The organism is Blautia sp. AF19-13LB, from assembly GCF_003479105.1.
GTDB lineage: Bacteria > Bacillota > Clostridia > Lachnospirales > Lachnospiraceae > Fusicatenibacter > Fusicatenibacter saccharivorans.
On the sequence record NZ_QUGO01000012.1, the window covers coordinates 50,686 to 72,248 of the forward strand.

25 protein-coding genes and 1 pseudogene are annotated in these 21,563 nt (G+C 48.5%); 2 read left to right on the forward strand and 24 right to left on the reverse strand.

Annotated elements, in window-relative coordinates:
• Positions 1-5 precede the first annotated feature (5 nt).
• The 13 genes from DWX32_RS13165 to DWX32_RS13225 all read right to left on the reverse strand — a co-directional run bounded on the left by DWX32_RS13165 (position 6) and on the right by DWX32_RS13225 (position 9,989).
• Complete coding sequence (locus DWX32_RS13165; RefSeq protein ID WP_118046951.1) at positions 6-449, reverse strand: XF1762 family protein; 444 nt, start codon at positions 447-449, stop codon at positions 6-8.
• Complete coding sequence (locus tag DWX32_RS13170) at positions 442-810, reverse strand: hypothetical protein (protein ID WP_118046952.1); 369 nt, start codon at positions 808-810, stop codon at positions 442-444. Before DWX32_RS13170 ends, DWX32_RS13165 begins: the two co-directional genes overlap by 8 nt.
• 2 nt (positions 811-812) lie before the next feature.
• Positions 813-1,004, reverse strand: a complete 192-nt coding sequence (locus tag DWX32_RS13175; protein WP_117685449.1) for a DUF6011 domain-containing protein — start codon at positions 1,002-1,004, stop codon at positions 813-815.
• Positions 1,005-1,013: 9 nt separating this feature from the next.
• Positions 1,014-1,958 (reverse strand): ATP-binding protein, encoded by a 945-nt coding sequence (locus DWX32_RS13180; RefSeq protein WP_118046954.1) that lies wholly within the window; start codon positions 1,956-1,958, stop codon positions 1,014-1,016.
• Entirely contained in the window at positions 1,870-2,712 is an 843-nt protein-coding gene (locus DWX32_RS13185; protein WP_118046955.1) for a DUF4373 domain-containing protein, read from the reverse strand. The genes DWX32_RS13180 and DWX32_RS13185 overlap by 89 nt, the downstream gene beginning before the upstream one ends.
• 58 nt (positions 2,713-2,770) lie before the next feature.
• Positions 2,771-6,634 (reverse strand): exonuclease subunit SbcD, encoded by a 3,864-nt coding sequence (gene sbcD / locus DWX32_RS13190; protein WP_118046957.1) that lies wholly within the window; start codon positions 6,632-6,634, stop codon positions 2,771-2,773.
• The gene (locus DWX32_RS13195) at positions 6,634-7,620 is read right to left on the reverse strand and encodes a hypothetical protein (RefSeq protein WP_117685453.1); all 987 of its coding nucleotides are present in this window, start codon (positions 7,618-7,620) and stop codon (positions 6,634-6,636) included. The genes sbcD and DWX32_RS13195 overlap by 1 nt, the downstream gene beginning before the upstream one ends.
• 69 nt (positions 7,621-7,689) lie before the next feature.
• Positions 7,690-7,968, reverse strand: a complete 279-nt coding sequence (locus DWX32_RS13200; RefSeq protein ID WP_117685454.1) for a hypothetical protein — start codon at positions 7,966-7,968, stop codon at positions 7,690-7,692.
• Positions 7,969-8,077: 109 nt separating this feature from the next.
• Positions 8,078-8,341 carry a hypothetical protein gene (locus DWX32_RS13205; protein ID WP_118046959.1) on the reverse strand — a complete coding sequence of 88 codons (264 nt, stop codon included), beginning with the start codon at positions 8,339-8,341 and terminating at the stop codon, positions 8,078-8,080.
• Between the two features lie 13 nt (positions 8,342-8,354).
• Entirely contained in the window at positions 8,355-8,924 is a 570-nt protein-coding gene (locus tag DWX32_RS13210) for a cell wall hydrolase (protein WP_158579592.1), read from the reverse strand.
• Positions 8,914-9,117, reverse strand: a complete 204-nt coding sequence (locus tag DWX32_RS13215; RefSeq protein WP_117685459.1) for a hypothetical protein — start codon at positions 9,115-9,117, stop codon at positions 8,914-8,916. Before DWX32_RS13215 ends, DWX32_RS13210 begins: the two co-directional genes overlap by 11 nt.
• Positions 9,118-9,134: 17 nt before the next feature.
• A complete protein-coding gene (locus tag DWX32_RS13220; protein WP_117685461.1) occupies positions 9,135-9,629 on the reverse strand; it encodes a hypothetical protein in 495 nt (164 codons plus the stop codon).
• Between the two features lie 129 nt (positions 9,630-9,758).
• The gene (locus DWX32_RS13225) at positions 9,759-9,989 is read right to left on the reverse strand and encodes a helix-turn-helix transcriptional regulator (RefSeq protein WP_158579593.1); all 231 of its coding nucleotides are present in this window, start codon (positions 9,987-9,989) and stop codon (positions 9,759-9,761) included.
• 172 nt (positions 9,990-10,161) lie between these two features.
• Here DWX32_RS13225 and DWX32_RS13230 point away from each other — a divergent pair, with 172 nt between their 5' ends.
• Positions 10,162-10,767, forward strand: a complete 606-nt coding sequence (locus DWX32_RS13230; RefSeq protein ID WP_117685465.1) for a helix-turn-helix domain-containing protein — start codon at positions 10,162-10,164, stop codon at positions 10,765-10,767.
• Positions 10,768-10,825: 58 nt separating this feature from the next.
• Complete coding sequence (locus DWX32_RS13235) at positions 10,826-12,409, forward strand: recombinase family protein (RefSeq protein WP_181980008.1); 1,584 nt, start codon at positions 10,826-10,828, stop codon at positions 12,407-12,409.
• Between the two features lie 52 nt (positions 12,410-12,461).
• On the opposite strand, the pseudogene aac(6')-Ie reads toward DWX32_RS13235, so the two are convergent.
• The 11 genes and pseudogenes from aac(6')-Ie to DWX32_RS13290 form a co-directional block, all read right to left on the reverse strand.
• Positions 12,462-13,463, reverse strand: a pseudogene (aac(6')-Ie, locus tag DWX32_RS13240) (aminoglycoside N-acetyltransferase AAC(6')-Ie); the annotation flags it as partial.
• Entirely contained in the window at positions 13,464-13,856 is a 393-nt protein-coding gene (locus DWX32_RS13245; protein ID WP_000393259.1) for a GNAT family N-acetyltransferase, read from the reverse strand.
• A 63-nt stretch (positions 13,857-13,919) separates the two neighbouring features.
• Entirely contained in the window at positions 13,920-14,252 is a 333-nt protein-coding gene (locus tag DWX32_RS13250) for a TnpV protein (protein WP_243037595.1), read from the reverse strand.
• Between the two features lie 4 nt (positions 14,253-14,256).
• Positions 14,257-14,529 carry a helix-turn-helix domain-containing protein gene (locus DWX32_RS13255; protein ID WP_118660301.1) on the reverse strand — a complete coding sequence of 91 codons (273 nt, stop codon included), beginning with the start codon at positions 14,527-14,529 and terminating at the stop codon, positions 14,257-14,259.
• A 155-nt stretch (positions 14,530-14,684) separates the two neighbouring features.
• Complete coding sequence (locus DWX32_RS13260) at positions 14,685-14,843, reverse strand: Maff2 family mobile element protein (protein ID WP_055156893.1); 159 nt, start codon at positions 14,841-14,843, stop codon at positions 14,685-14,687.
• Between the two features lie 245 nt (positions 14,844-15,088).
• Positions 15,089-16,933: a VirD4-like conjugal transfer protein, CD1115 family gene (locus DWX32_RS13265; protein WP_117552645.1), complete on the reverse strand. Its 1,845-nt coding sequence runs from the start codon at positions 16,931-16,933 to the stop codon at positions 15,089-15,091.
• Positions 16,930-17,400 carry a PcfB family protein gene (locus tag DWX32_RS13270; protein ID WP_029731785.1) on the reverse strand — a complete coding sequence of 157 codons (471 nt, stop codon included), beginning with the start codon at positions 17,398-17,400 and terminating at the stop codon, positions 16,930-16,932. Before DWX32_RS13270 ends, DWX32_RS13265 begins: the two co-directional genes overlap by 4 nt.
• Positions 17,401-17,451: 51 nt before the next feature.
• On the reverse strand, positions 17,452-18,267 hold the full coding sequence (locus DWX32_RS13275; protein WP_117442480.1) for a hypothetical protein: 816 nt from the start codon (positions 18,265-18,267) through the stop codon (positions 17,452-17,454).
• 17 nt (positions 18,268-18,284) lie between these two features.
• On the reverse strand, positions 18,285-18,701 hold the full coding sequence (locus tag DWX32_RS13280) for a DUF3846 domain-containing protein (RefSeq protein WP_064786913.1): 417 nt from the start codon (positions 18,699-18,701) through the stop codon (positions 18,285-18,287).
• A complete protein-coding gene (locus DWX32_RS13285) occupies positions 18,698-19,528 on the reverse strand; it encodes a hypothetical protein (RefSeq protein WP_118427274.1) in 831 nt (276 codons plus the stop codon). Before DWX32_RS13285 ends, DWX32_RS13280 begins: the two co-directional genes overlap by 4 nt.
• An 18-nt stretch (positions 19,529-19,546) precedes the next feature.
• Positions 19,547-21,475: an LPD1 domain-containing protein gene (locus tag DWX32_RS13290; RefSeq protein WP_223387514.1), complete on the reverse strand. Its 1,929-nt coding sequence runs from the start codon at positions 21,473-21,475 to the stop codon at positions 19,547-19,549.
• Between the last annotated feature and the right edge of the window lie 88 nt (positions 21,476-21,563).

Below are 21,563 nucleotides of genomic sequence, written 5' to 3' on the forward strand. Positions count from 1 at the left end.
CCTCCTTATTTTTCCTTAACCCACCTTGTTTTCATTTCATGTGGGTATTGTTCTTCGTTCTTCGGTTTGCTTCTCCCGTTCCACTCAATCCCACCAGCTCGGCCCTCGCACTTATATCCAGCGGCTTTCAAGCTGGTTCCCGGTTCGCTTTCAAGAATGTATGTAATCACTCTTTTGTAGCCCATTGCTATTGCCGCCCTGTAAGCTGCTGCATACAAAATACTGCAAGCATTGTACGTTCCATCTGTGCAAAGGCGGTTGACCTCAAGCGTTTTGTTATCGTCAAGGTATCTACTGACAGGGCGGCCACAAATGCAAACTCCTACAAGTTTCTCGCCGTCACAAACTCCGATTGAAAATTTATGTCCCCGGCTCGCCTTGTGGTGTCTGTGGTACTTTGTTACAAACTCATTTGCCTGCCGGAGTGTTACCGGGACTATCTCAAGCATTGCCCTCGTCCTCCTCGCAAGGCAAATCAACATTTACGACTATTGCCTTTATCCACGGGAGTTTTCTGTACGCCTCAAGTTCCTGCTTTTCTGTTTTTATATCCTCTCTCGAATGGCAGTCGAGAACGTCTCTCACTGCGTACTCTACTGCGGAGGGGTCGTCCTCCTCTCGAAAATGGATACAGGTTAAGCCTATAACATACTCTGCGATATACACATATCCAAAAACTCCCGTCCAGCGGCCATATCCCGTGTCGGCAACAACCTCGCTGTCAACCATAGCCACAACTGGCAGCTCCGGGTTTTCCCGCATGAGCCGGAACAACTTCTCCCGGTTTTCCTTTTCCTTTTCGCTTACCATGCCTATTCCTCCTCGTCCTGCAAATAATCGAATATGTTCCGCTGCCCCGGAATTGGCTTCTGTGCTTCCTCCTCTTTCCGGGCGTTCTTTGCGCACTGGCAGCCATATCCACGCTCGACGGCTTCTTTACTTGTAAGCAGCCGTCCACACCTCTTGCATTTGCGAACCTGTATCGTAAATATGCCGTCGTCCATGTGTCCTCCTTACTTGCCCCTGCAATCTTCCCAAGCCATAGTCATTACGGTGCTGGTTTCTCGCAAGCGGCTGATAATTGCCACGATTTTTGTGTTGTCAAATCCCTTTGGGGTAAGGGCGTTTATAAGACCGTCGGTGTTGTAATTGGTCGTTACAATGGTCGGCTTCATGTCCTCGTAGCGGTCATTCAGAATGGAGTAGAGGGTACTCATGCTCCAATCGCTGCATTGCTCTTTTCCGAGGTCGTCAATGATAAGCAAGTCTACCTTTTTGTATGCGTCCAACACCTGCGCCTCCGTCACTCCCTCGTTGTCAAACGCCTTTTTCACGTCCAGAAGCAGGTCGCTCGAAGTCTTGCATATTACGGGTATTCCCTCGCTGATAAGCTGCAAGGCAATCGCCGCCGCAAGATGTGTCTTGCCGGTTCCGTTGGTTCCCTCTATGTAGAGGCCGTCGCCCTTTGCCTTGTGGTATGCAAAATTGTCCGCATACTCTTTGGCAACTCTGTAATTTTTCTGACGGCCCGGCGTGTCTGTTCGGAAGTTCGGGAATGTCCTCTGCTGGAAACGCTTCTTAATGCCGCTGTTTCCGAGTAGACGGTCTATCCTGCTCTGCATGGCCCTCCTGCGTTCCTCGTCCTCTTTTCGGGCCTTTTCCTCCGCCTGCTTGCGGTCGTATTCCTGCCAGTAGGCAACCGCCTTTTCACAGGTGCAACGCACGTTTGGTCTCCAAAGGAAAACCATGTTTTGTAACACAATGCCCTGCGGCTGTATTGGCTGGCCGCAAAACTGGCATACCTGCGGCTCCGGCGGTGCTACACGCCACGTAATACCTCTCTCTTTCGCTTCCTGCGGCGTAACCATGTTATTCGCTGCCTTTGAATCCTCCCGACGGCGTAAATCCTCCGGGGTCTGTCGCTGGCCCGCTGCTTCTCCTATTCTGGTAAGCTCCATAGCTGCTTCCTCCCTCCTGTGCAAATTCGTTCAAATAGCCTTTGGCGTTCAGCCATGAGGCCGGTAACGGCGTGTACTGTCTCTCTCTGAAACGGTTATCAAATTTCTTTGACAGTTCAACCGCCTGTATAATCTTCTCCGTCATTGCCTCGTCCGGCTCCGGCTCAATCTTCGCCCACGCCTTTTCTGCTGATGCTCTGTCCTGTTTTTTCGGGTATGCCGCATAGAATTTCTCAAACAATTCCTGCTGCTTTACCTTGAGGACGGACTTTCTTTTTGTAGGTCTGCCTCTCTTTTTCGGCTTCTCCTCCGCCTCCGGCTCTGGCTCCTCTTTCTTCTGAGGCGGCTCTGCCGGTGCAGGTGTAGGGGCTGCCGGTTCCGTGAACGGTTTGCACGGTATCTGTACTGTTCTCTTTGCGTAAACCTGCTGCAGGTTGTCAACGAGCCTCTGGCACCAAATGAGCTTGTGTGTGTCCCACAATTCCTTGTCAATCTTCCCAAGCTCCGCCAGCGTCTCTAAGATGTCGTCCGCCGTCTCCTCGCTTACCCTTGCCAGCGAGACGAGGTACATCTTGTTTGCACTTACTGAACAGTCGTAACAATGGCCGTCGCTGCGGCCAAGAAGCTCCAATAACTTGAACCAAAAAGCATAGCCGTCGTTCCCCCACTTATTTTCCAGTATAAATTTTGTCTTGCTGTCGGCTCCTACAAAATGTGGGAAGTAGTCTACCGTTTGTTTTCGTGGTCGTCCCAACGATTACACCTCCTTTTCGGGTTTTTCCGGGGAGAAAACTCCCCGGAAGTGATGTTTTCTATTCATAAATTACCTTGCTGCCCTCTGCCGTCTTTACCACATCGACACTCTGCGGAAATCTCGACTTCATGGCCGGGTCGTGGGTGATTGCCATAACCTTGAGGTTGCTGTATCTGTTCTGAATTGCTTCCAGTGCGTCGCAATATGCCTGTACGCCCGGAGCGTCGAGGAATGGTGGCTCGTCGATGAACAGGAACCCAAGCTGTACGCCTGCCTTGCTGCTCTTAATCTCCGAAAGGGCAAGGATAACGGACAGTGCTGCTTTTACCCTCTCGCCTCCGCTCCTGCTCATGTAAGGAAGTCGCCCGGTGTCTACGTCGTTGATGATGATGTCGAGGGTCGTTACCTCTTTCTTGCTGTTGGATTTCAGAACCTTTTCGGTCACGAACTCAACGCTCATGCGGCCCTGTGACATCTGGCCGAGGATATTCGTTGCCGTGGCCTCAAATACCGGGATAATGCTGCGGATAATATTGTGCGGAATGCCGTCCTGCGAAAATGCCTTTTTCAATTCCTCATATCCGGCTGCCTTGCCTCCGAGTACGTTTACACGGTTCTGCAGCTCTGCCGCCTGCTGTAACTTCTCTGTCAGTTCCTCCGCCTGTTTCTTCAAGCCTCCGAGTTTCAGAGTGGCCGCCTGTGCTGCGTCCTGCATGGCCTTGATTTCCGCCTCTGCTGCCGCTACCTGTGCCTGCAGCTCTGCCGTTCCTACGGTCTTGCTCTGCTCCTCCTCAAGCTCTGTGCGGGTTTCTTCGAGTTCCTTTTCGAGTTCTTCAATCTCTCCACTCAATTCCAGAACACGCAGGCTTGCCGCCTCTTTCTGCTGTCTCGCTACTGGGAGCTGTTTCTCCTTATCCAGCCATGTTCTGGCTGTAAAAATGTCCTGCTGTAACTTCTCATACTCTCTGTTGGCTGCCTCTACCGCCTCAAGCTCCGCTGTCACCTTTTCCAGTTCGGCTTTTCCTTTTGTGACCGTCTCCTCTGCGCTTGCCTGCGCCTTTGCCAGCTCCTCCGAGCGTTCCTGCATGAGTTTCAGCTCGTTTCTCTGTGTCTCAAGGCTGCTGTACTCTTTCTCCGCTGCCTCAAGCACTCTCAAATCGCCTCTAAGAGCCTCGATTTCCTCCGGGAGGTGCATTTTATCGCCGAACACGGTTTCCGCCTGTCTGAGCGTATCTGAAAGGCTCTGACGGTTTGCTGCGTACTCCGCCTCAAGTGAAGCGAGTGCCGCCTCTGCCTCCGGCAATGCTTTCTTGGCTTCCAGTGCGTCCGTAAGGAACTTACAACTTGCCTTTTCTACGTCCGGGCAACCGCTGTTGTCCAGAAGCTCAACTTTGCCTTTGAGGGTCGTAATGCGGTATGACAGCTTCTCTTTCGCTTTCTCATAGTCCGCTTCCAGTCGTTCCAGCTCCGCCTCTGCGTCGAGTACCGCCTGTCTCTGCTCCGTGTACTCCGGCAATCCCTTTTCCAGTTCCGCAATCTTTCCGGCAGTGCTTTCGTGCTGCTGGTGCTTTTCTTCTAGCTCCGCAGCACGGGAAATGGCTGCCTCAAGTGGCCCAATCTTCACGAGCGTAATCGCTGCTTTTTTCTGCGCCAGTTCCTTTGCAGATTTCTCCGCAAGGTCAATGGCGGATTCGAGCTGCTTCTTTCTCTGCTCGATGTTGTCGTATGTAGCCTTACCCTTAATCAGCTCTTTTTCCTTTTCTAGCAATCCGTTGTAGGCTGCCACGCCCGCCGTGATTTCCTCCTCTTTGGCAAGAATAGTGTTTGCCGATGTCACAATGCCTACCTGTGAGGTCTTTGCTGCCTCTTTGGTGGCTTTCTGCGTTCCGAGTGTGGAAATCTTACCGTTGAGCTTGATAACACGGCTCGCTGCCTCCAACTGCGTGTTGAGCTTCACCTTGAGACCGTCAATCTCCGTTGCCTTTACCGCTGCCGCCTGCTCGTAGGTCGCTTTGGTTTCCTCCTCCGCTGCAATCTGCGCCTCAAGCTCCGCTCTGTCCGGCAGGCCCGACAAGATAACGTCCGTCTTATCCTGCAACTGTCTTATCTGTCTGTTGGTCTCTGTCGCCTTGTCCGCTGCCAGTTCCTCCATTCCGGTGTAAATGCCGAGGCCGAGGATATTTCCGAGGATATTCATGCGGGCTTCCTTGTCCGCCTGTAAAAAGAGGCCGTACTGGTCTTGCATGATAAGGGCGCAGGCTTTCAGCGTGAGGCTATCCATGCCAATGATGTTGATGATTTCCTGCTGGGTGTCCTTAAACTTCTCTTTGGAGCGGTCTACCCATTCTCCCTCAACAAATTCTGAAATATTCAGTGTCGCCTTGCCGGACTTCTGACGGGTTCTGGTTACTCTGTAAAGGCTCTCGCCCAGCTTAAATGTGAATTTGATTGCGCCGCTTCGAGCGTCCGGGTCGTTGCAAATCCAGCCGGTGAGTTCGCCCTCTCTGGTCTCCTCAAAAAGAGCGTCCGCCATTGCGTCCATGAACAAACTGCTCTTTCCTACGCCGTTGCTACCGTTAATGGTGCAAAAGCGAATATCCTCGAATGAGAATGTCTCCTCACGGTAGTTGCGGTAGTTCTTGACCTCAATCTCAACCGGGACAAACAGCCCTGTATGTCTCTCTGTCGTGGCTTTCTCCGTTGCCTCTGCTATAATCGGTCTTGCCAGCTCGATAATCTCTCCGAGGCGTTCCGGCGTAAACTCTTTCTCTGTAAGGTATTCCGCAAGGTTGCTTTCCGGGGTTCCGTCTGCGTCCATGTTCTTCTTATCCACCGTGATACTGATTTTCTGTGGTGTAATCTCCTGTACCCAAAAGGCTCCGCCCACGTTGTAGAGTGCTGCCTCATACACCGTATGGTTAAATGCCTTGTTATGCTCGTCCGTGCAGTCGTAAAGCACTCTCACGATGTCTCCCTTTACGTCCGGCACCGGGAACGGGAACTTATCCTTCGCCCTGTCTGCATTGATAATCTCCGCTACATTCTCGTCCTTGAGGCGGATTGTTCTATACTGCCTTGTCGGAAGCTGCTGGAATGTGGAGTGTACCGTTCCGTCGTCCTCTACATCATGCAGCCAGTAGCCTCTCTCCTGTCCCTCGTCGTTGAAGTTGAGGGCTGAAATCGCTCCGCAGTAGAATGTGTTCTTGCAGCCGTCGAGCTGCTGCGGTCTGTGAATGTGTCCGAAGCAAACGAGGTCAAAATCCGCCGCCTGCAGCGTGTCCGGGTAAACCACCGGCTCAAACTGGCTAAAGAATGCCGTCTGCCCGCTCTCCATATTGCACCCGGTAATGGTGTAGTGTGATACCAGTACCGTCGGGCTACCTGCGTCGCACTGTGCCTTGAGGCCCACAATCAAATCTGCGATTGACTGTGTGAATACCTCGTTTTCCTCCTCTTTGGAGAGGCCGGGGTGCTTTGCTCTGTAAAAGCCTCTGTCAAATCCCGGCAGGCACGCAATCTGTACCGCCTTGCCGTCGTAGCTGTGGTATGTGCCTACGTCTGGCTCCGTTATGATGTGTACGCTGTCGTCGCCGTAAAAGGTGCTGTCAAGCGTCTTGAACTGCTCCTCGCTATCGTGGTTCGGGGTTCCTCTCATAACCACTACCGGGCAAATTTTTTCCAGCTCACGCAGGAAGCGTACCGCCGTCTGCTGCTCTTTCAATCCTCTGTCGCTCCAAACTCTGGCCTGATGAAAGATGTCGCCTGCGATTACCGCAATGTCCGGCTTCTGTTCCTTTGCGCCTGCCACAAGTGCGTCAAGGCACTTGCAGATGTCCTTAAATCTCACGTTCTCCCCGTTTTCCTCCGGGCCAGGGAAATTCCCGATATGTAAATCGCCTGTATGTAAAATTCTGATTGCCATTACTGATTACCTCCCTGTTTTCTCTGACAAGCCATGCAGAGGGTTCTTCCATACTGCTGCTGGCTGTATCTCACAACGCCGTTGCTGACCTTTACTCCACACTCTACGCACAAATTCGGGTCAAAGTCCGGGGCCGCCTCTGCTGCCGCCTGCTGGCGTTCCTGTGTGGCTCTTGGTGGCTCTGCCGGGGCTTCCTTGTAAGCTGCACTCTCCGGCTGCTCAATCGGCTTTCCCGGTGTCTCGTACTCCATTCCCTCCTCTACGTCGTCCTCAACGAAGATTGCACGTCTGGCCTCTGTATTGTGTCCGCCGTAAAGCTCCTGCGCCGATGTGAAGAAGTGTCTTACTGCCTCCGCTTTGACTGCCTCGTTATCAAGGTTCGGTACGAGGTACGCCACAACAAACGGTTTCGACAGCTCTGCAAGGCTGTAAGTGCCTTTGATGTGCATAGCCGCTCTCAAGGCTCTGTTGATTGCTTTGGTCTCGCACATTTCCGAGCGGAACTTCAAAAATTCCTTTTTCTGAAATTCCGTCATGCCTACCGAAACATCGTCAACGATGATTTCCTTGTGGGCCACAATCTCGATGTTTTCCCCGGTAAGCTGCGGTACGGAAATCCTTGCCTCAAACTTCACATCTTTGTTACCGCAGGTTCCGCAGTTGACTGGCCTGCCAATGCTCTTGTTGACCTCTGCACACTTCTGACAGGTGGACGGGATAATCGGGCGTGTTCCCAAAATCTTAATGCCTGCGGCTCGCATGAGCTTGTTGAGGCCCTTTTTGGTTAAAGCCCAGCCGTCGGCTTTCGCCTTGCTTCTGTCCTGTAAGTAAATTTCCTTGTCGGCCTCATTCGTGGAAATCTGTACGGCGTTCATTACCGGCTTGTGGATTTCCGCAATCTCCGCTACGGTCTGCATAGGCACCAGCAGGTTGTATCTCTCTGCCGGGTACTGGGCCGTAATCTGTAATGTGTTTTTGTTGTCCATAATATTCCTCCTTGTAATCCGAAAAATTCCGTGATACAATGGAGATATAGCGTAGTGGACGGTTCGTGTTTATGACACGGGCTGTCCTTTTTTTATCTCCATGTCTGCGTATCGGTTAAGCTCCATGAGTTCAATCGTGAACCGAGAGAATCTATTCTGCTGAACCGTTTCAGCTATGAGCTGGGCTAAATACCAAGGCTCCCGTCTTATTCCTCCCTCGTCTCCAAATCTCTCGATAATGCCTTTGAGCTTGCGTTCTGCGTAGCTCTTTGTCTTATCCCACTCTGAGCTCTCTATCTCTGTTCCGAGCCTCTGCTCTGCTTCCTGTTTCAAATCTGCCTCTGACATCTTCTGTCCCTCCTGTCTGGAACTGCTGTCGTATCCTGCACTCGCAGGTCTCTCCGGGGTCAAGATTGCTTCCGCAATCCGGGCAAGTGTTGTAATATGCCATTCCTGTTTATTCCTCCTCGAAAATCCAGTCACAAATGCGCTCATGCACTGCCTTGAATACCAAGCAGAATACAAGCATAATCGCAATCCACTCTCCCCCAATTCCGGGATAATGTCTGCTGGCATTTGCCATTGGAATTAAAAATGCTGCTGTAATCGCTGCCGGTGCTGCCGACACGATAAATTCAAATACAAATATCAGCGTCCAGCCTAATGCTCTCTGCATTTTCGCCTTACGTCTTTTCTTGCGTCTCGCCTGCGCTCTTGTCATTGTCCTGTGCCTCCTACCTGTAAAATCTGTGTCCGCCGTGCTGGAATAGCAGCTCAAGGTTCTGACTGTGCCAACTGCTGTTTTCGCAGCTCTCAAAGTACAGCGCACCCTCGCTTTCGTCCCAGCCGTTCACAACCATTTCCAACGCCGCTCTGCAATCTGTGTCCGCCTCTGTCGTGTAATATCTGCCGCCCTCGCATACCGGGCTAAACTGTTTCGGTTGGAAGATTACCTCCTCGATACTGTCCGGGAAGCCCTCACTCCATACACGGTTAAGCACTACGCACATTACCAGTGCTTTTCCCTCCGTGTCCTCTCCCTCTGCCTCCGCCATTGCAATTTGCATTAACATCTGGCTTTCGTCTGCGTCCCAATCCCGGCTCTTGACTAAGCTCTGGTATGTAGGGGCCGGTGACTGCGTGTAGGCGAGTTCGCTCGAACTGATTTCCACCGTCGGGCTTTCTTCCTGCGTCGATACGATTGTCCGATGTTCCGTGTTCTGCAACTGCATTGTGGCACTGCCTTTGATTGCGTACACTCCGGCGGTGAAGAACACCACACCAGCCGCTATGCTAACCACCATTGGCGGCACTGTTCGCATTTTCCTCTTGTCCATAACGCTTGATTGAAGCTGCTGCTATCAACTGCCGTTGAGCCTGTACCGCTATGTCTCTCAATATCTGCTCGGCTTCCCCGGCTGTTCTGCAATAATCGTCAGCAATCTTTATCCGGGTGTTGCCTATGGTAAAATCTCTGACGATATTTGCCTCAACCATTCCGCACCTCCTTTCGGCTATGTAAATATTCCCTGTTTCACGGCTTTTTCGAGAACCGCAAGGGTTTCATCGGCTCTGCGCCGGAACTCTAACAACTGCTCTCTAATGCCCGGAACTGCCAGTTTTTCTCCCTCCGAGAGTTTCCCGTCCTCCATGAGCTTTCCAATCTGCCGTGTAACCTCCTGCATTTCGTAAACTGAGTTCTGCAGCCTTATCAATGCCCTTTCTGCTGGCATTTCGGGTATCTCTCTGCAATCCCTACCGAGCGGACACTCGTTGGCGCAATACCAACTCCGCAACTCCGGCTCGTTATAGGCATCTGCCATGAGAGCTACAACGATGTTCGGCGGCCGGTTAATATCCAGCTCGTATTTCTTGAGGCTGTCCTCTGTCACTCCCGGTAGGCTTTCTACTGCCCCGGCTCGTGTCAAGAACTTCTCGTTGTACATTGCTGCTCTCATTCGTGCCTCGTAGTACCTGTTGCCACAGGCTTTTGTTGCCTGCCTCGCCATTTATTTTCGCCTCCTCCCGGTGTAAAATTTTCATAGATTGAAACAAGGGGTTCGACTCTTACAGCGTCATATATTTGCTCTTTCTATGTCTTGAATGTCCCATTTTGGGTCATTCGATGGTAAAAAAATTTATCGCTTTCTTACTGGCGGCATTGTGTTATCGAAAATGTCGTCACCGTAGTAGTTCAAAGCTCGCTTAATGCGGAGTGCCAGTTTCAGCGACGGTTGTTTGTCTCCGCTCTCGACCTGTGAATAGTGGCTACGGCTCATTCCGATAGCGTCACTTAATGTCTGTTGGGTGTAGCCGTTGGCTTCCCGCAACGCTTTCAGCTTTGCTCTCATTTCTTGCTCCTTTCTCAATCGTTTTGCCCCCGTTTGGGTTGCTGTGATTATAGTATAGTTCCTGTTTGGGGCAAAGTCAACCATTTTCCCAGAAATATTCGGTTGTTTTTTATATTTTGCCGATTTTCGGGGCAATCGCTACACAAAACGGGGCAAACCCGATATAATCAAACTTTGGAGGTGCATTACTATGTCAAAATTCGCAAACCGCCTCATATCCCTGCGTAAAGAGCGTAATCTCACGCAAGAGGATATAGCAAAAATCATTTACAAAAAGCGTTCCACCGTCTCTGGCTACGAGACCGAGGGTAAACAACCAGACCTCGATACCGTCTGCCTGCTGGCGAAGTATTTCGGTGTTTCTACCGACTACCTGCTTGGATATACAGACCGTCCAAATCATAGCGAGGACGTGTTTTACAACGATACCGTAAACTTCCAGAAGCATTTTAACAGTCTGCCTGCCGAACTGCGTCCGGCTGTCTCAAAATGCTTTGACGATTTCTACCGGCTCCTCAACCGGGATATGAAATGCGCTCGCCCGGAGCGTATCGCTCTCTACGAGGAACTGCTGCGTACCTTGCAGTCGCTCCGCTCTGAAATCCAAAAGAAGATTGAAGCTACTGGCGGTGCGGTTACAGACCCCGTTGTGCTGTCTGACCTCATGGCCTTGCAGTCCCAGCTCAAAAACGAGATTGCCTCTCTGCTTGACCGGCTCATGCAAGCCGATATGGAAATTGCTTTTAACGTCAAGAACGGCGTAACAGGCGAGTTCTCCGGCAAGACAGCAATGTAATCGTTGTTGATTTCCGCCCCTCTGTATGAGGGGCTTTTTTACTGAGGAGGTGTTTATTTTGGCTTACTGCCTTTACTTGCGTAAATCCCGTGCCGACATCGAGGCGGAGGCTCACGGCGAGGGTGAAACTCTGGCCCGTCACGAAAAACTCCTGCTCGAAGTTGCAAAACGAGGGCATTATAATATCACGCAAATCTACCGTGAAATCGTCTCTGGCGAAACAATAGCCGCCCGCCCCGTCGTCCAAAAGCTCCTGCAAGAGGTCGAGGACGGAAAGTGGGAGGGTGTTCTCGTCGTTGAGGTCGAGCGTCTTGCCCGTGGTGACACAATCGACCAAGGTGTTATGGCGCAGGCTTTCAAATACTCCGGTACTAAAATCATTACGCCGTTGAAAGTGTACGACCCAGCGAACGAATTTGACGAAGAATATTTCGAGTTCGGCCTGTTCATGTCCCGCCGAGAATATAAAACAATAAAACGCCGCTTAGTCCGTGGTCGGAACGCCTCTGCAAAAGAGGGCAAATGGGTGTCCGGGCTTGCACCTTACGGGTATGAGCGTGTCCGCATTAAGGGCGATAAGGGCTGGACGCTCCGCCCTGTTGAAGAACAGGCTGATATCGTCCGCTTTATTTTCAAACTCTATACCTCTGGCGAGGAGGACGATAACGGCGAAGTCCGGCGGCTCGGAACATACACTATCTCGAAGCGGCTCGACAGTTTGGGTGTAGCTCCGCCCTCCTCTGCTCAATATTGGAATGACAGGACTGTGCAGTGCATTTTACAAAATCCTGCATACATTGGCAAAGTCCGCTGGGGTGTGAACAAATCCAAGAAAAGGATTGTCAACAACTCCATTGAGGTTGAGCGGTACAAGGCTCCTGCCGAAGAGGTAATCTACGTTGACGGTCTGCACTCTGCGATAGTTGACGAAGCCATTTTCCAGAAAGCTCAAGACCTGCTCCAACGCTCCGGCCCGCCGCCGGTTCCGAAACGAAATTCCGTGGTAAATCCTCTGGCCGGTATTCTGGTCTGTGGGAAATGCGGCCGCAGTATCGTCCTGCGGAGAGGCCGAATTGATATTCTTATCTGTCACAACCGTATCTGCGACAATGTAGGCTCAAAGTATGAATACGTCGAAGAACGGTTACTGCAGGCTCTCTCCTCATGGCTGGACGGTTATCGCCTCGAATGGTCTGATAAACTCCCAGCGGACGAGCAAGCCATCCTCGACCTCAAACAAAAAGCTCTGCGCAAAACTGTGGCCGAACTCGAAACGCTGCACAAGCAACTCGACCGTACCCACGACCTTTTGGAACAGGGTGTTTACGATACCGACACTTTCCTTGTGCGCTCCCGCTCTCTTACCGAGCGTATTGCTGCTGCCGAGGAAGATATTTCTACCCTTACCGCCGAAGTGCAGGCGGATAAGGAACGTGCAGCAAGTCGCCTTAACGTAATACCAAAGGTCGAAAAGCTCCTCGAAGTGTACCCCGTTCTCCCCTCTGCTCAAGCAAAAAACGAAATGCTCAAAGAGGTTCTTGAAAAGGTCGAGTACACAAAGAATGAACGTTCCGGGCGAAATGGCCCATTTGATAATTTCGAGCTGGTGCTTTATCCGAAGTTGCCGCCCAAAATCGAGTAATACAAAAGCCGTCCCTTTGCGGGGCGGCTTATTTTGCTTGCAACCTTAGAAATATTATATACTCTTCTAATACATTTTGTTTATTATCAATAGTACATTCACTAATATCTGTATAATCTAAACCGTGCATTTGTCTTAAAAAACTGGCAATATCTCGTTTTAACAAATTTTGTTCTTCTTCTGACATAGTAGAATAAATTTCTGGTGTTAAAAAAGTTCCTTTAATTTCTTTATAACCTAGTATAGATAATTCATCACTAATATACGAATATTCAATATTAGGAATTTTTACATTAGTTTCTAAATTTGTATTTAAAAAATTATATATTGCTTTTTCTTTTGCATAACCTTTTTTCTTATTAGTACTAAATTTTGTTTTAAAAATGTATTCATTATTAACTAAATATGCCACACTATCATAACCACTACCGATTATTTCAATACTATCTACTTTGAAATTATCAAAGTAATGCTCAATTAAATATTTCATTGCCTTAACATTTGTGGCATTATCATCATATCTATATTCCATTAAATAACAATCTTCTTTTTTGCCCTCGTGTAATTCATGTTCTGGCAAATCTTCAATAATTCTAAAACCAGATTTTTGGTATGCCCTTATTGCTCTTGGATTATTTTTATGAGGGTCTAAAATAACTGCATTAGCATTTCTTTCTTTTTTCAAAAATTCAAAAATCAATTTAATATATCTTGTACCAATTCCTTTACTCCAATAATTTGGCTCTCCTATAAATTGATCCATACCATAGACTATCTCATCAGTTTTTGGATAATGATAATCAGTATATAACTCATCATACATTTTATATATTTGTCCATATCCAATAGGAACATTGTTATATTCAATAATTACTCTAAAAACTTCATCTTCCCAAGGCTCTGTATAATGTTTTTTTAATGATTCTAATGTATATTTTTTATCTCTACCACCATAAAATTCTAATACTCTTTCATCAGTTAACCATTTTAACATCAAAGGAAAATCATCATCTATTAAAGTTCTTATACATATTTCATTTTCAACTATATTCATTTATTTATCACCTTTTTCATAATCATATACATATACTATTTCATCTTTATAATCATTTTTACCACCTAATTTTTCATATACATGGCAAGCTCTAGGATTACCTTTATCAGTTATTAAAAACATTTCAGAACAACCAATCTCTTTAGAATATTCCTTAATAAAAGATAATAATTTTGAACCATAACCTTTGTCTTGATAGTTAGGTAACATTCCTATTGAGTGTAAATAAAACATTGTTTTTCCATCAGGTCTTAAAAGTGTATAGCAATATGCAAATCCTATAATTTTATTATTTTCTTTAGCTATAAACCCAAATGAACTGGTATCATTAAGAAATCCTTTTAAATTATCAATATCAAAAACCATATTATCATCAATTAAAACTTCTTCCATTTTTTTCACGCTATCAAAACTCCTTGTCAACTTTCGATTTGTCATAATCATTCTACCATACCGTTATGAATAAATCATCTCTTGCAAAATAATTTCTTCTGCCCGGTTGTGAATGTTATTGCAACGCTGCACCCATTCCATTTGATGGGTACGCTTCAATTCCTCGGTCACACCATCGGCAGCCTTCATCTGCTCCATGATGGTGTCTAACCGTTCCTGTGCCTGTTCGTTCAGGTCTGCAAGATATGTCCATAACTCCCCGGTCAGTGTCAATGTGTTCAATCTGGCTGGGTGGGCTTCTCTTAAATATTCCCGGTGCATCCGTCCGTACTTTCCGATAGGGCGGTGTTCCTCCGGCAGCTTCAAATCTGGGATATAGTAATCTCCGACAAGGATCTAATCAATTCCGTTTTCCGTTATTCTTGGTTTCAATTCGCTCATGTTCCTTCCCTCCTGTGGAAGCAGGCTCGTCTGGTACTAACTCAATCACATCGGTAATCTCACAATTCAGCGTTTCGCAGATACGGGCCAATGTATCCATGCTGATGTGCTTTCCCTCTTTGCTCATGTTGGCAATCATATTCGTTGTCATACCGGCGGCAAGGCTTAAATATTCTTTTCTCATATCACGCTCTAACAGTGTATGCCAGAGTGGTTTATAGCTGATGTGCATATTGTTTTCCTGCCTTTTTATCCATACCACCGGGGCGGCTGCCCCGGCAGGAACTTTTCTCTTATTATAACACCAATCTTGTGTAATCACAATTTATTCTTGTATCCTGCCGCTGATACCGTCTGGATTGTGCTTTTCCTTTCTTTTTGTTCCCTTTAATTAGCCATAAACTGCTTGATCCCCTGGGATTTTGCACCTGGGTTATCATTTCCGTAACCTTCGAGAAGGTTTACAACACCCCATGCGCCCAGACCTGCGCCCAGGGCGATCACAAGGATCTTCAAAGTATCAATCGCGCTTGCAAAAAATGCCATAATGTTCCTCCTTTAATTTCAGAAATTTTAATTTGTGATATGGCCGTATCAGGCCGGAAACAAAAAAAGCCGCCGCACTGTTTTTAGAAAAAAATCTGTTTCAAACAGCACGGCGGCATGGGGCAGGAAAAATCCTGCGGTTATTTACTTTTCAGGGAGAATCACGAATCCTCAAAATATCCTCCTTTCATCGTGACAAAAACAAAGCCTGCCAGGGCGTCATGCTTTGACAGGCAGGAACAACTCTATAAAGTCTGGGAAGCCAGATCTTCGGCTGTGACTTCATAATTACGGTATCGTTCACCGGGACGCATCGGCATCCGGGTAGAAAGAAACTTTTCGATATTAAAAGCGTTCTTCTCATTAAAATCGGAAAGCAGTTTGTAATTTGGGTGTTTGGTTATATCGTATTTCCGGGAGAGGAACGGCCGCACACCCCTGATCTGCAGCAGACATTTGCCCCCGTCCATAACTGCCAGTTCATCCACCGACATCAGGTCCTTTCCCAGCTTTTGAAAATTTTGTCCGTGGGATTCCTGATTTCCCTTTGTGACACTGGTGTTATACAGATCAATAGTCTCTTTCCCTAATAGGGAGTTCCAGCTTTTTAAGGTAGTTTCTTCTTTGCCTCCTAAGAAAAGAGAGGCGTCACAGTTACCGATGATGGTGTCCATGTTGTCTTTATACAGGGCTTTGAGCTGGCTTTGCGCCTGCAGCACCAAGCAGGCAGAGATCTCACGGCTTCGGATGGTCGCCATAAGACGCTCCAGGTTCGGGATCTGCCCGATATTTGCCGCCTCGTCGATCAGGCAGCGCACATGGATGGGAAGCCTGCCCCCATATACATCATCCGCCCGCTCGCATAAGCGGTTAAACAAAATGGAATAGATCAGACTGATCAAAAATGCAAAGGTTCCGTCCGTATCACTCATAATAAGGAAAAGAGCGGTCCGTTCATCCCCCAGCATATCCAGATCCAGCTCGTCATACATGGTAATTTCCCTGACTTCTTTAATGTCAAAAGGAGCCAGTCTGGAAGCACAGGAAATAAGGATCGACTTCGCTGTTTTTCCGGCAGCGAGCTTATATTTTTTATATTGACGCAGGGCAAAATGATCCGGGTCTTTCTGTTCCAGAGCGTCAAAGAGAAGGTCAACGGCATTTTTGAATGACTCGTCATCCTCACGGACCTCCATTGCGTTCAGCATTTCTACCAGTGTGGCAAAATTCTGTTCGTTTACCGGAGCTTCATAGTAGATATATCCGATCAGTGCCGTATAAAGCAAGGTTTCTGCTTTGACCCAGAAATCGTCTCCGGCTTTTCCTTCGCCTTTGGTATTGGCGATCAGGGTAGTGACGATCTTCAGAATATCTTTCTCGGAATGAATGTAGGCGAATGGGTTAAAGTGCATACTTTTCTGAAAATTGATCGTATTGAATACCCGTATTTTATAGGGCTCATAGATAATCTTTCCTTTTTCATTACGCATAGGCTTTCCGTCCTTGTCCAGCTTTGGTGTGCCTCGCTGCAACATCTTTCCGCATTCCACAAGGACTGTACCTTTCGGATCGGTGACGACGTAGGAACTGTGCATTTGCATCAGATTGGGCTTGATGAAAAAGCGCGTTTTTCCCGAACCTGATCCTCCGACTACCAGTACATTTTTATTTCTTGCATTGGCCGGATTTTTGGGCCGTCCGTTTAACATCAGTCCTTCACTTTGGGTAAGAATGATATTGTTTTCCGGCTTTGGGTCCATAAATGGGGCAATATCGGCTTTATTTCCCCATCTTGCAGAACCATATTCCACATTTTTGCGGTATTTCTTAGCGTCTTTCCCTCTAAGATAGACTGCCAGCCGCATAATGGCTGCACCGCATAAACCAATCAGCCAGTCCATTGCCGCTCCCGGCCACATACTCTGAAACGCAAGGGCAAAGCCTTCGGACAGTCCTAACAGCTTTTGGGAAGCGTCTGCTCCGGGAGCCAGACGCACCGCCTCGCCCAGCTTGGCAAATACCAGAAGGAACAGAATATAAGGCAGATGGAGAATGACCTGTTTTTTCAGTGTTTCTGCATCAATCTTCATCGTTCCGGTCCTCCGTGTTCTTTGTTCTTTACACGGTCACGGCCAAGCGACTGCGCCAGTTCTTTGAACTTATGAAGCTGTGTAAGCAGCGACGGTCTGGTGCTGCGTGTAAGGTCTTTCTTCGTATATTCCTTAAAAGCTGCCGTCAGTGCATCCGCCTGGTTTGCCTTGAAATATACCGTCCATTTTGGGGGATCGGTCCCAAGTTCCTTTTCTATATGGTAGCGTACCTGATGTTTCCTGGCATACCGTTCAAAAGAGCGGATTCGCCCTGAAACTTCAATGGTATTGGCTCCGGGGTCTTTATAAGTCAGCCGCTTCATGCTGTTGCGCCCGACTTTTGGCATTGTGCGTTCCTGTTCCATCTTTTGGAGTACCGCAGCAATAGCCGCACGCAGTACCCGCCCTGACAGTTTTGCTGCCTGTATAGAAACAGAAACCGTTCGTTGTTCGAGATCTTCCTGCAAGGGCATCCTCCTTTCTGATAAAATCGGTATTTATAATATGGAAATAACTTTTTACCGGCTTTCCCCAAGAACCTGCTGTCGGGAAGCGTGTTCAAAGGCTTTTGCTGCCTGATCGACCTGAATTTTAGCATGTTTCAAAAGCGTCTTGATGATCGTAGCCGGGCGTTCCTGTTCCTCCAGATGATCGACCATCCCTTTGCACTCATCCGGGAGGTATTCCGCCATATCTTTCAACACATCGGAAAAGTTACCCATAAAGCCCCAGCAGCTATCCGACAGCTCCCCGTTTTTATAAAGCTCAAACCCATAACATTCGCCATGCAGATAGGAATCGTAAGCGGCGACTTCACTGCGCATCAGTGCGTCCGCTTTCTGCCGGATGGCGCCGGTCATCTTGTCAGCGTCAAATTCCTTTAGGGCATCTTCTTTGGAAACATAGATCCAGCCGACCTGTCCGCTGTCCCATTCTGCATGAGGGGCCCTGCCTGAGAAACTTTCTGTACTCATGGCAAGACCTGAGTGGTCGTAGAGATAGAGGGGGAGCATCAGATACTTTTCCGAAATTACTTTCTGCATTGCTTCATCGATCGCCCGTTCCTCTGTCTTTGGTCCATGCCGGAAACGGCTGCTTACAATGTTTACCATCCGTTCATAGCGTTTCATGCCGGCTTCATCATGTCCTACGGTATCTAAATACATTTCCCGCAGGAAGTCGTCTTTGTCCATATAGTTGTGATGGTCGCCCAGCGCATAGCGGGGATGGAAGCATACCATCGTCCCAAAATGTTCATCTACCTCACGGGGAGAGATCAGAATATCGTCCGGCTGCACCATAAGGGCATAAGGTTCATTTACTGCCATTAACATAATTGGCTCCTTTCTTTCTACAAATCCGGGCCGGAATGGTGCATCATCGGTTTTTCCCGGTGTTCATTGGTTGCAGGCTGCTTGACTGCAATGATCTCGCCGGCAATCCTTGCAAATTTTTCAGGGTACTTGAACTGCTCCCCGTATTTCTCCATCAAGTCCGGGGAAAGGTCTGTAAAATCTTCCTCGCCAAGACCAACGATCAGAAAATTCCCGGACACAATATCATAAACGTGGCCGTCATCATCAAAGAGAGCCCGGTTCAGAGGCAGTCCCATCAGCTTGCCTTCATCATTGCAGATCAGAGCCACCGGGTCCTCATACGGATAGACCGCCTGAATGTCTCCACCCACTGCCGCCTGCAAAGATTTCAGACCGCTTTCAATCTCCGCAGCATAAGGGGACTTGCCCGGCTCTACCATTAACACTTTCATAACTGTATATCCTCCTTCTTTTTCATTGCCATACCGGGAGCGGCTGGCGTTTTTTCCTGGGTTTTTGCCACAGAGAGCTTCCCCAGGACGGAAGGCTTCTCCTGGTTTTGGGGCGTAAAAATACCGCCCTCCGAAACCTCGGCGGCGGCATGTTCCGTTTTGGTCTGTTCCAGTCCTTCAACCGTATAACCAGGTAAGAGAGTGCCATGAACCATAAAATGACGCTCATATTCTTTCGGAATTGGCGGGGAAATTTCCGTGAATAAATGGGAATAGGCTTTCTTCCGCCCGTCCAGGTATTTTATGGCTGCATTCTTATCTGTATATCGTTTCTGGTTTTGTCCGGCAATCTTTTCTCCATATCCCTGCTTCGGGGAATGAATACGGACTTCCCATGTCACATACCAGGCAACCGGAATACTCTGTTTTGTTTCCCTGTCATATTTCGTATCTTCCCAAATACTGCAGGTCATCTGATAGACCCGGTTGCTGATTTTCTGATCCGCCCTCCAGTTATCGGTGTCTTTCCACTGATTGCCGGTATGTTCAATCTCAGGTGTACGAAGATATTCCAAAGCCCGGTTGATCGTCTGTGTTGCCGCTGCCTGCTGTTCCCACTGTTTTGCGGCAGCCACCACGATTTCATAGGCTTTCTGCTCCCCGTCGATACTTCCCTGGCGCATGGCTTCCAGGCTATCTGTTCCCATTGTGATCAGTGTAGAAATATCCACATTTTCACAAACTACGCTGTGCTCAATTTTAAGCTCCAATCCCGGCGTCAAGTGGTCGCCATACCGGTAGGCATGATAATCTTTATTTTCTTCCAAAATGCTGTTCACCTCCTGCTATATTTCCGGCTCGTGGTTTTTTCTGGAAAACGTCTGTGCCGGTGATTTTTTATCTGCCGGCCTGTTTGCCGCAAGCTGATCCATCACGGAAGGACGGCCGACGCCGAACATGGATAGCTGCCCGTCCGCCGCCTCACGAAGTTCAGAAACAGAGAGGGGAAGCGTTACATCGGCATGGGTCAATAGCTGTTCCCGTTTCAAATCCTGAATGATCTCGTCAAAAACAGCGTTGATTGCACGGCGTTCTTCCCCCACAGGGAAGGCTTTCAATACCTCCATTTCTCCGTCTTTACCGGAAACCAGGGTAAGGGCACAGTCGGCATGGCCTGCCAGATAATCCGATGTGTAGGGCAGTTTGTCCTTGATATAACAGGCAAAGGCTCTGGCTGTCATTTCCACATTGCTGTCCCAATAACCGCCGTCTTTTTCACATTCTTTTCCCATGCGTACCGAATTACGGTAAAAATCAGTTTCCGTCCGTCCAATCTGCGGAGCTTCCTGCGCCTGCATCCCGGAAAGCATACGCTCAAAAATTTCCAGCCGTTCCCGTTCACTTTTGGGAATTACCCGGCCGGTAACATTCTTCTTAAATGCGCTGATCTGTTCCACAGAGCCGGGTTCGCCGGACAAAAATGCTTCCCGCAAGACTGCGTAGGTTTCCATCTGTTCCTCATTGCCATACCGTTTCAGGGAGGCAAGAACCGAGGAATCCAGCCAGCTTGCCGCATTTTTCCGGGTGCGTTCTGTTTGTGCTTCCGTGCGCTTTGCTGCCTGTTCCGGTGTTTCCGGTTTATACTTCATGGTGTCAATGAGTTTTTGGAACGGCGCATAGAGGTGGGGCTGTTCTGACAGCATCCCTTTTGCTCCCATCTTTGTACCAAGATAATCGTCAAGTCCATGCCACCATTCATGTGCCAGGGAACCGGCCCCGTGCATTTTTGTAAGATTGATGACTGTACGCAAAGGTTCATAATGAGCTGCAGCATTGCCACTGCCTCTTGCACCAAAAGCGATAGCAAGTGTTCCCTGATAAGCAATATCTTTATCGCTGATCTTAAGGGCTGACGCCAGATCCTTTAGTGCTTCAAATCCCATGTTAAGGGAGGTCTGCCGGTCGTTCTGGTTCATCCAGTTTCCAAACTCACCGCCGCGGAACCCAAAGGTATCAAGATAATGCTGTCCGGTGATCTCCACGCCATTCCGATAATCCGGTCCGGTACGTTTGACATGGGCAAGCTGTGGAGGGACAAAACGGATCTTTCCGTTTTTGTTCCTGCCTTTGGCAAGTTCCTGCACCCATTTCAGGGCAGCTTCTTTGGTCTCAAAATTGGTCCGCAGGATCGAATAGCCTTTTGTCACATAGTAGGTACCGGGTTTCCAGTCCCCATTTTTAGAATAGGTCTGTTTCCCGTCGTTGAAGTGGATCGCATAACCTTTCGGTATTTTCTGCTCTTTGGAAACACAAAACTGTTCCTTTTTTGCTTTCTGAGCAAAGTTGCGCTCAAAATATTCAGCCGAGCGGATCAGCATGGTATTGGACAATTTGTTTGTGATCACGGGATTGTCCTGTCCCTTTTTCGTTGCCCGGTAATGGATTCCGCTTCCCCAGCCCTGTACCTTTTCTAAGTATCCATTGTCAGCGAAAAAGCGGTCATAGGCTCTTATGGCATCCTCCACAGTACGGACATCTGAAAGCACTGTCTGCAATTCCCGGACTGTTTTTATATATTCCTTTTGTCTCGCGGTCCGTTTTTCCGGGGTGTCATCCGTGCGGTAATACTGAGGGGAAGCGTTTAAGCCGTCCCTCGCTTTTTTGATAAAATAGACCACGCCAAGAGGAATCCCTTCCTCCAGCATGGCTGCATAGTCCGGCTTTTTCCAGACATTATCCTTTTTCACAAATTTTTCGGCTTCGCGCTCATTCATGGCTTCCAGATCATCCGCATACAGCCCGCGGTCTTTCCACAGGTCTTTTTTCGCACCGCCGATCTTTTCGCCGAAATCTTCATGCACT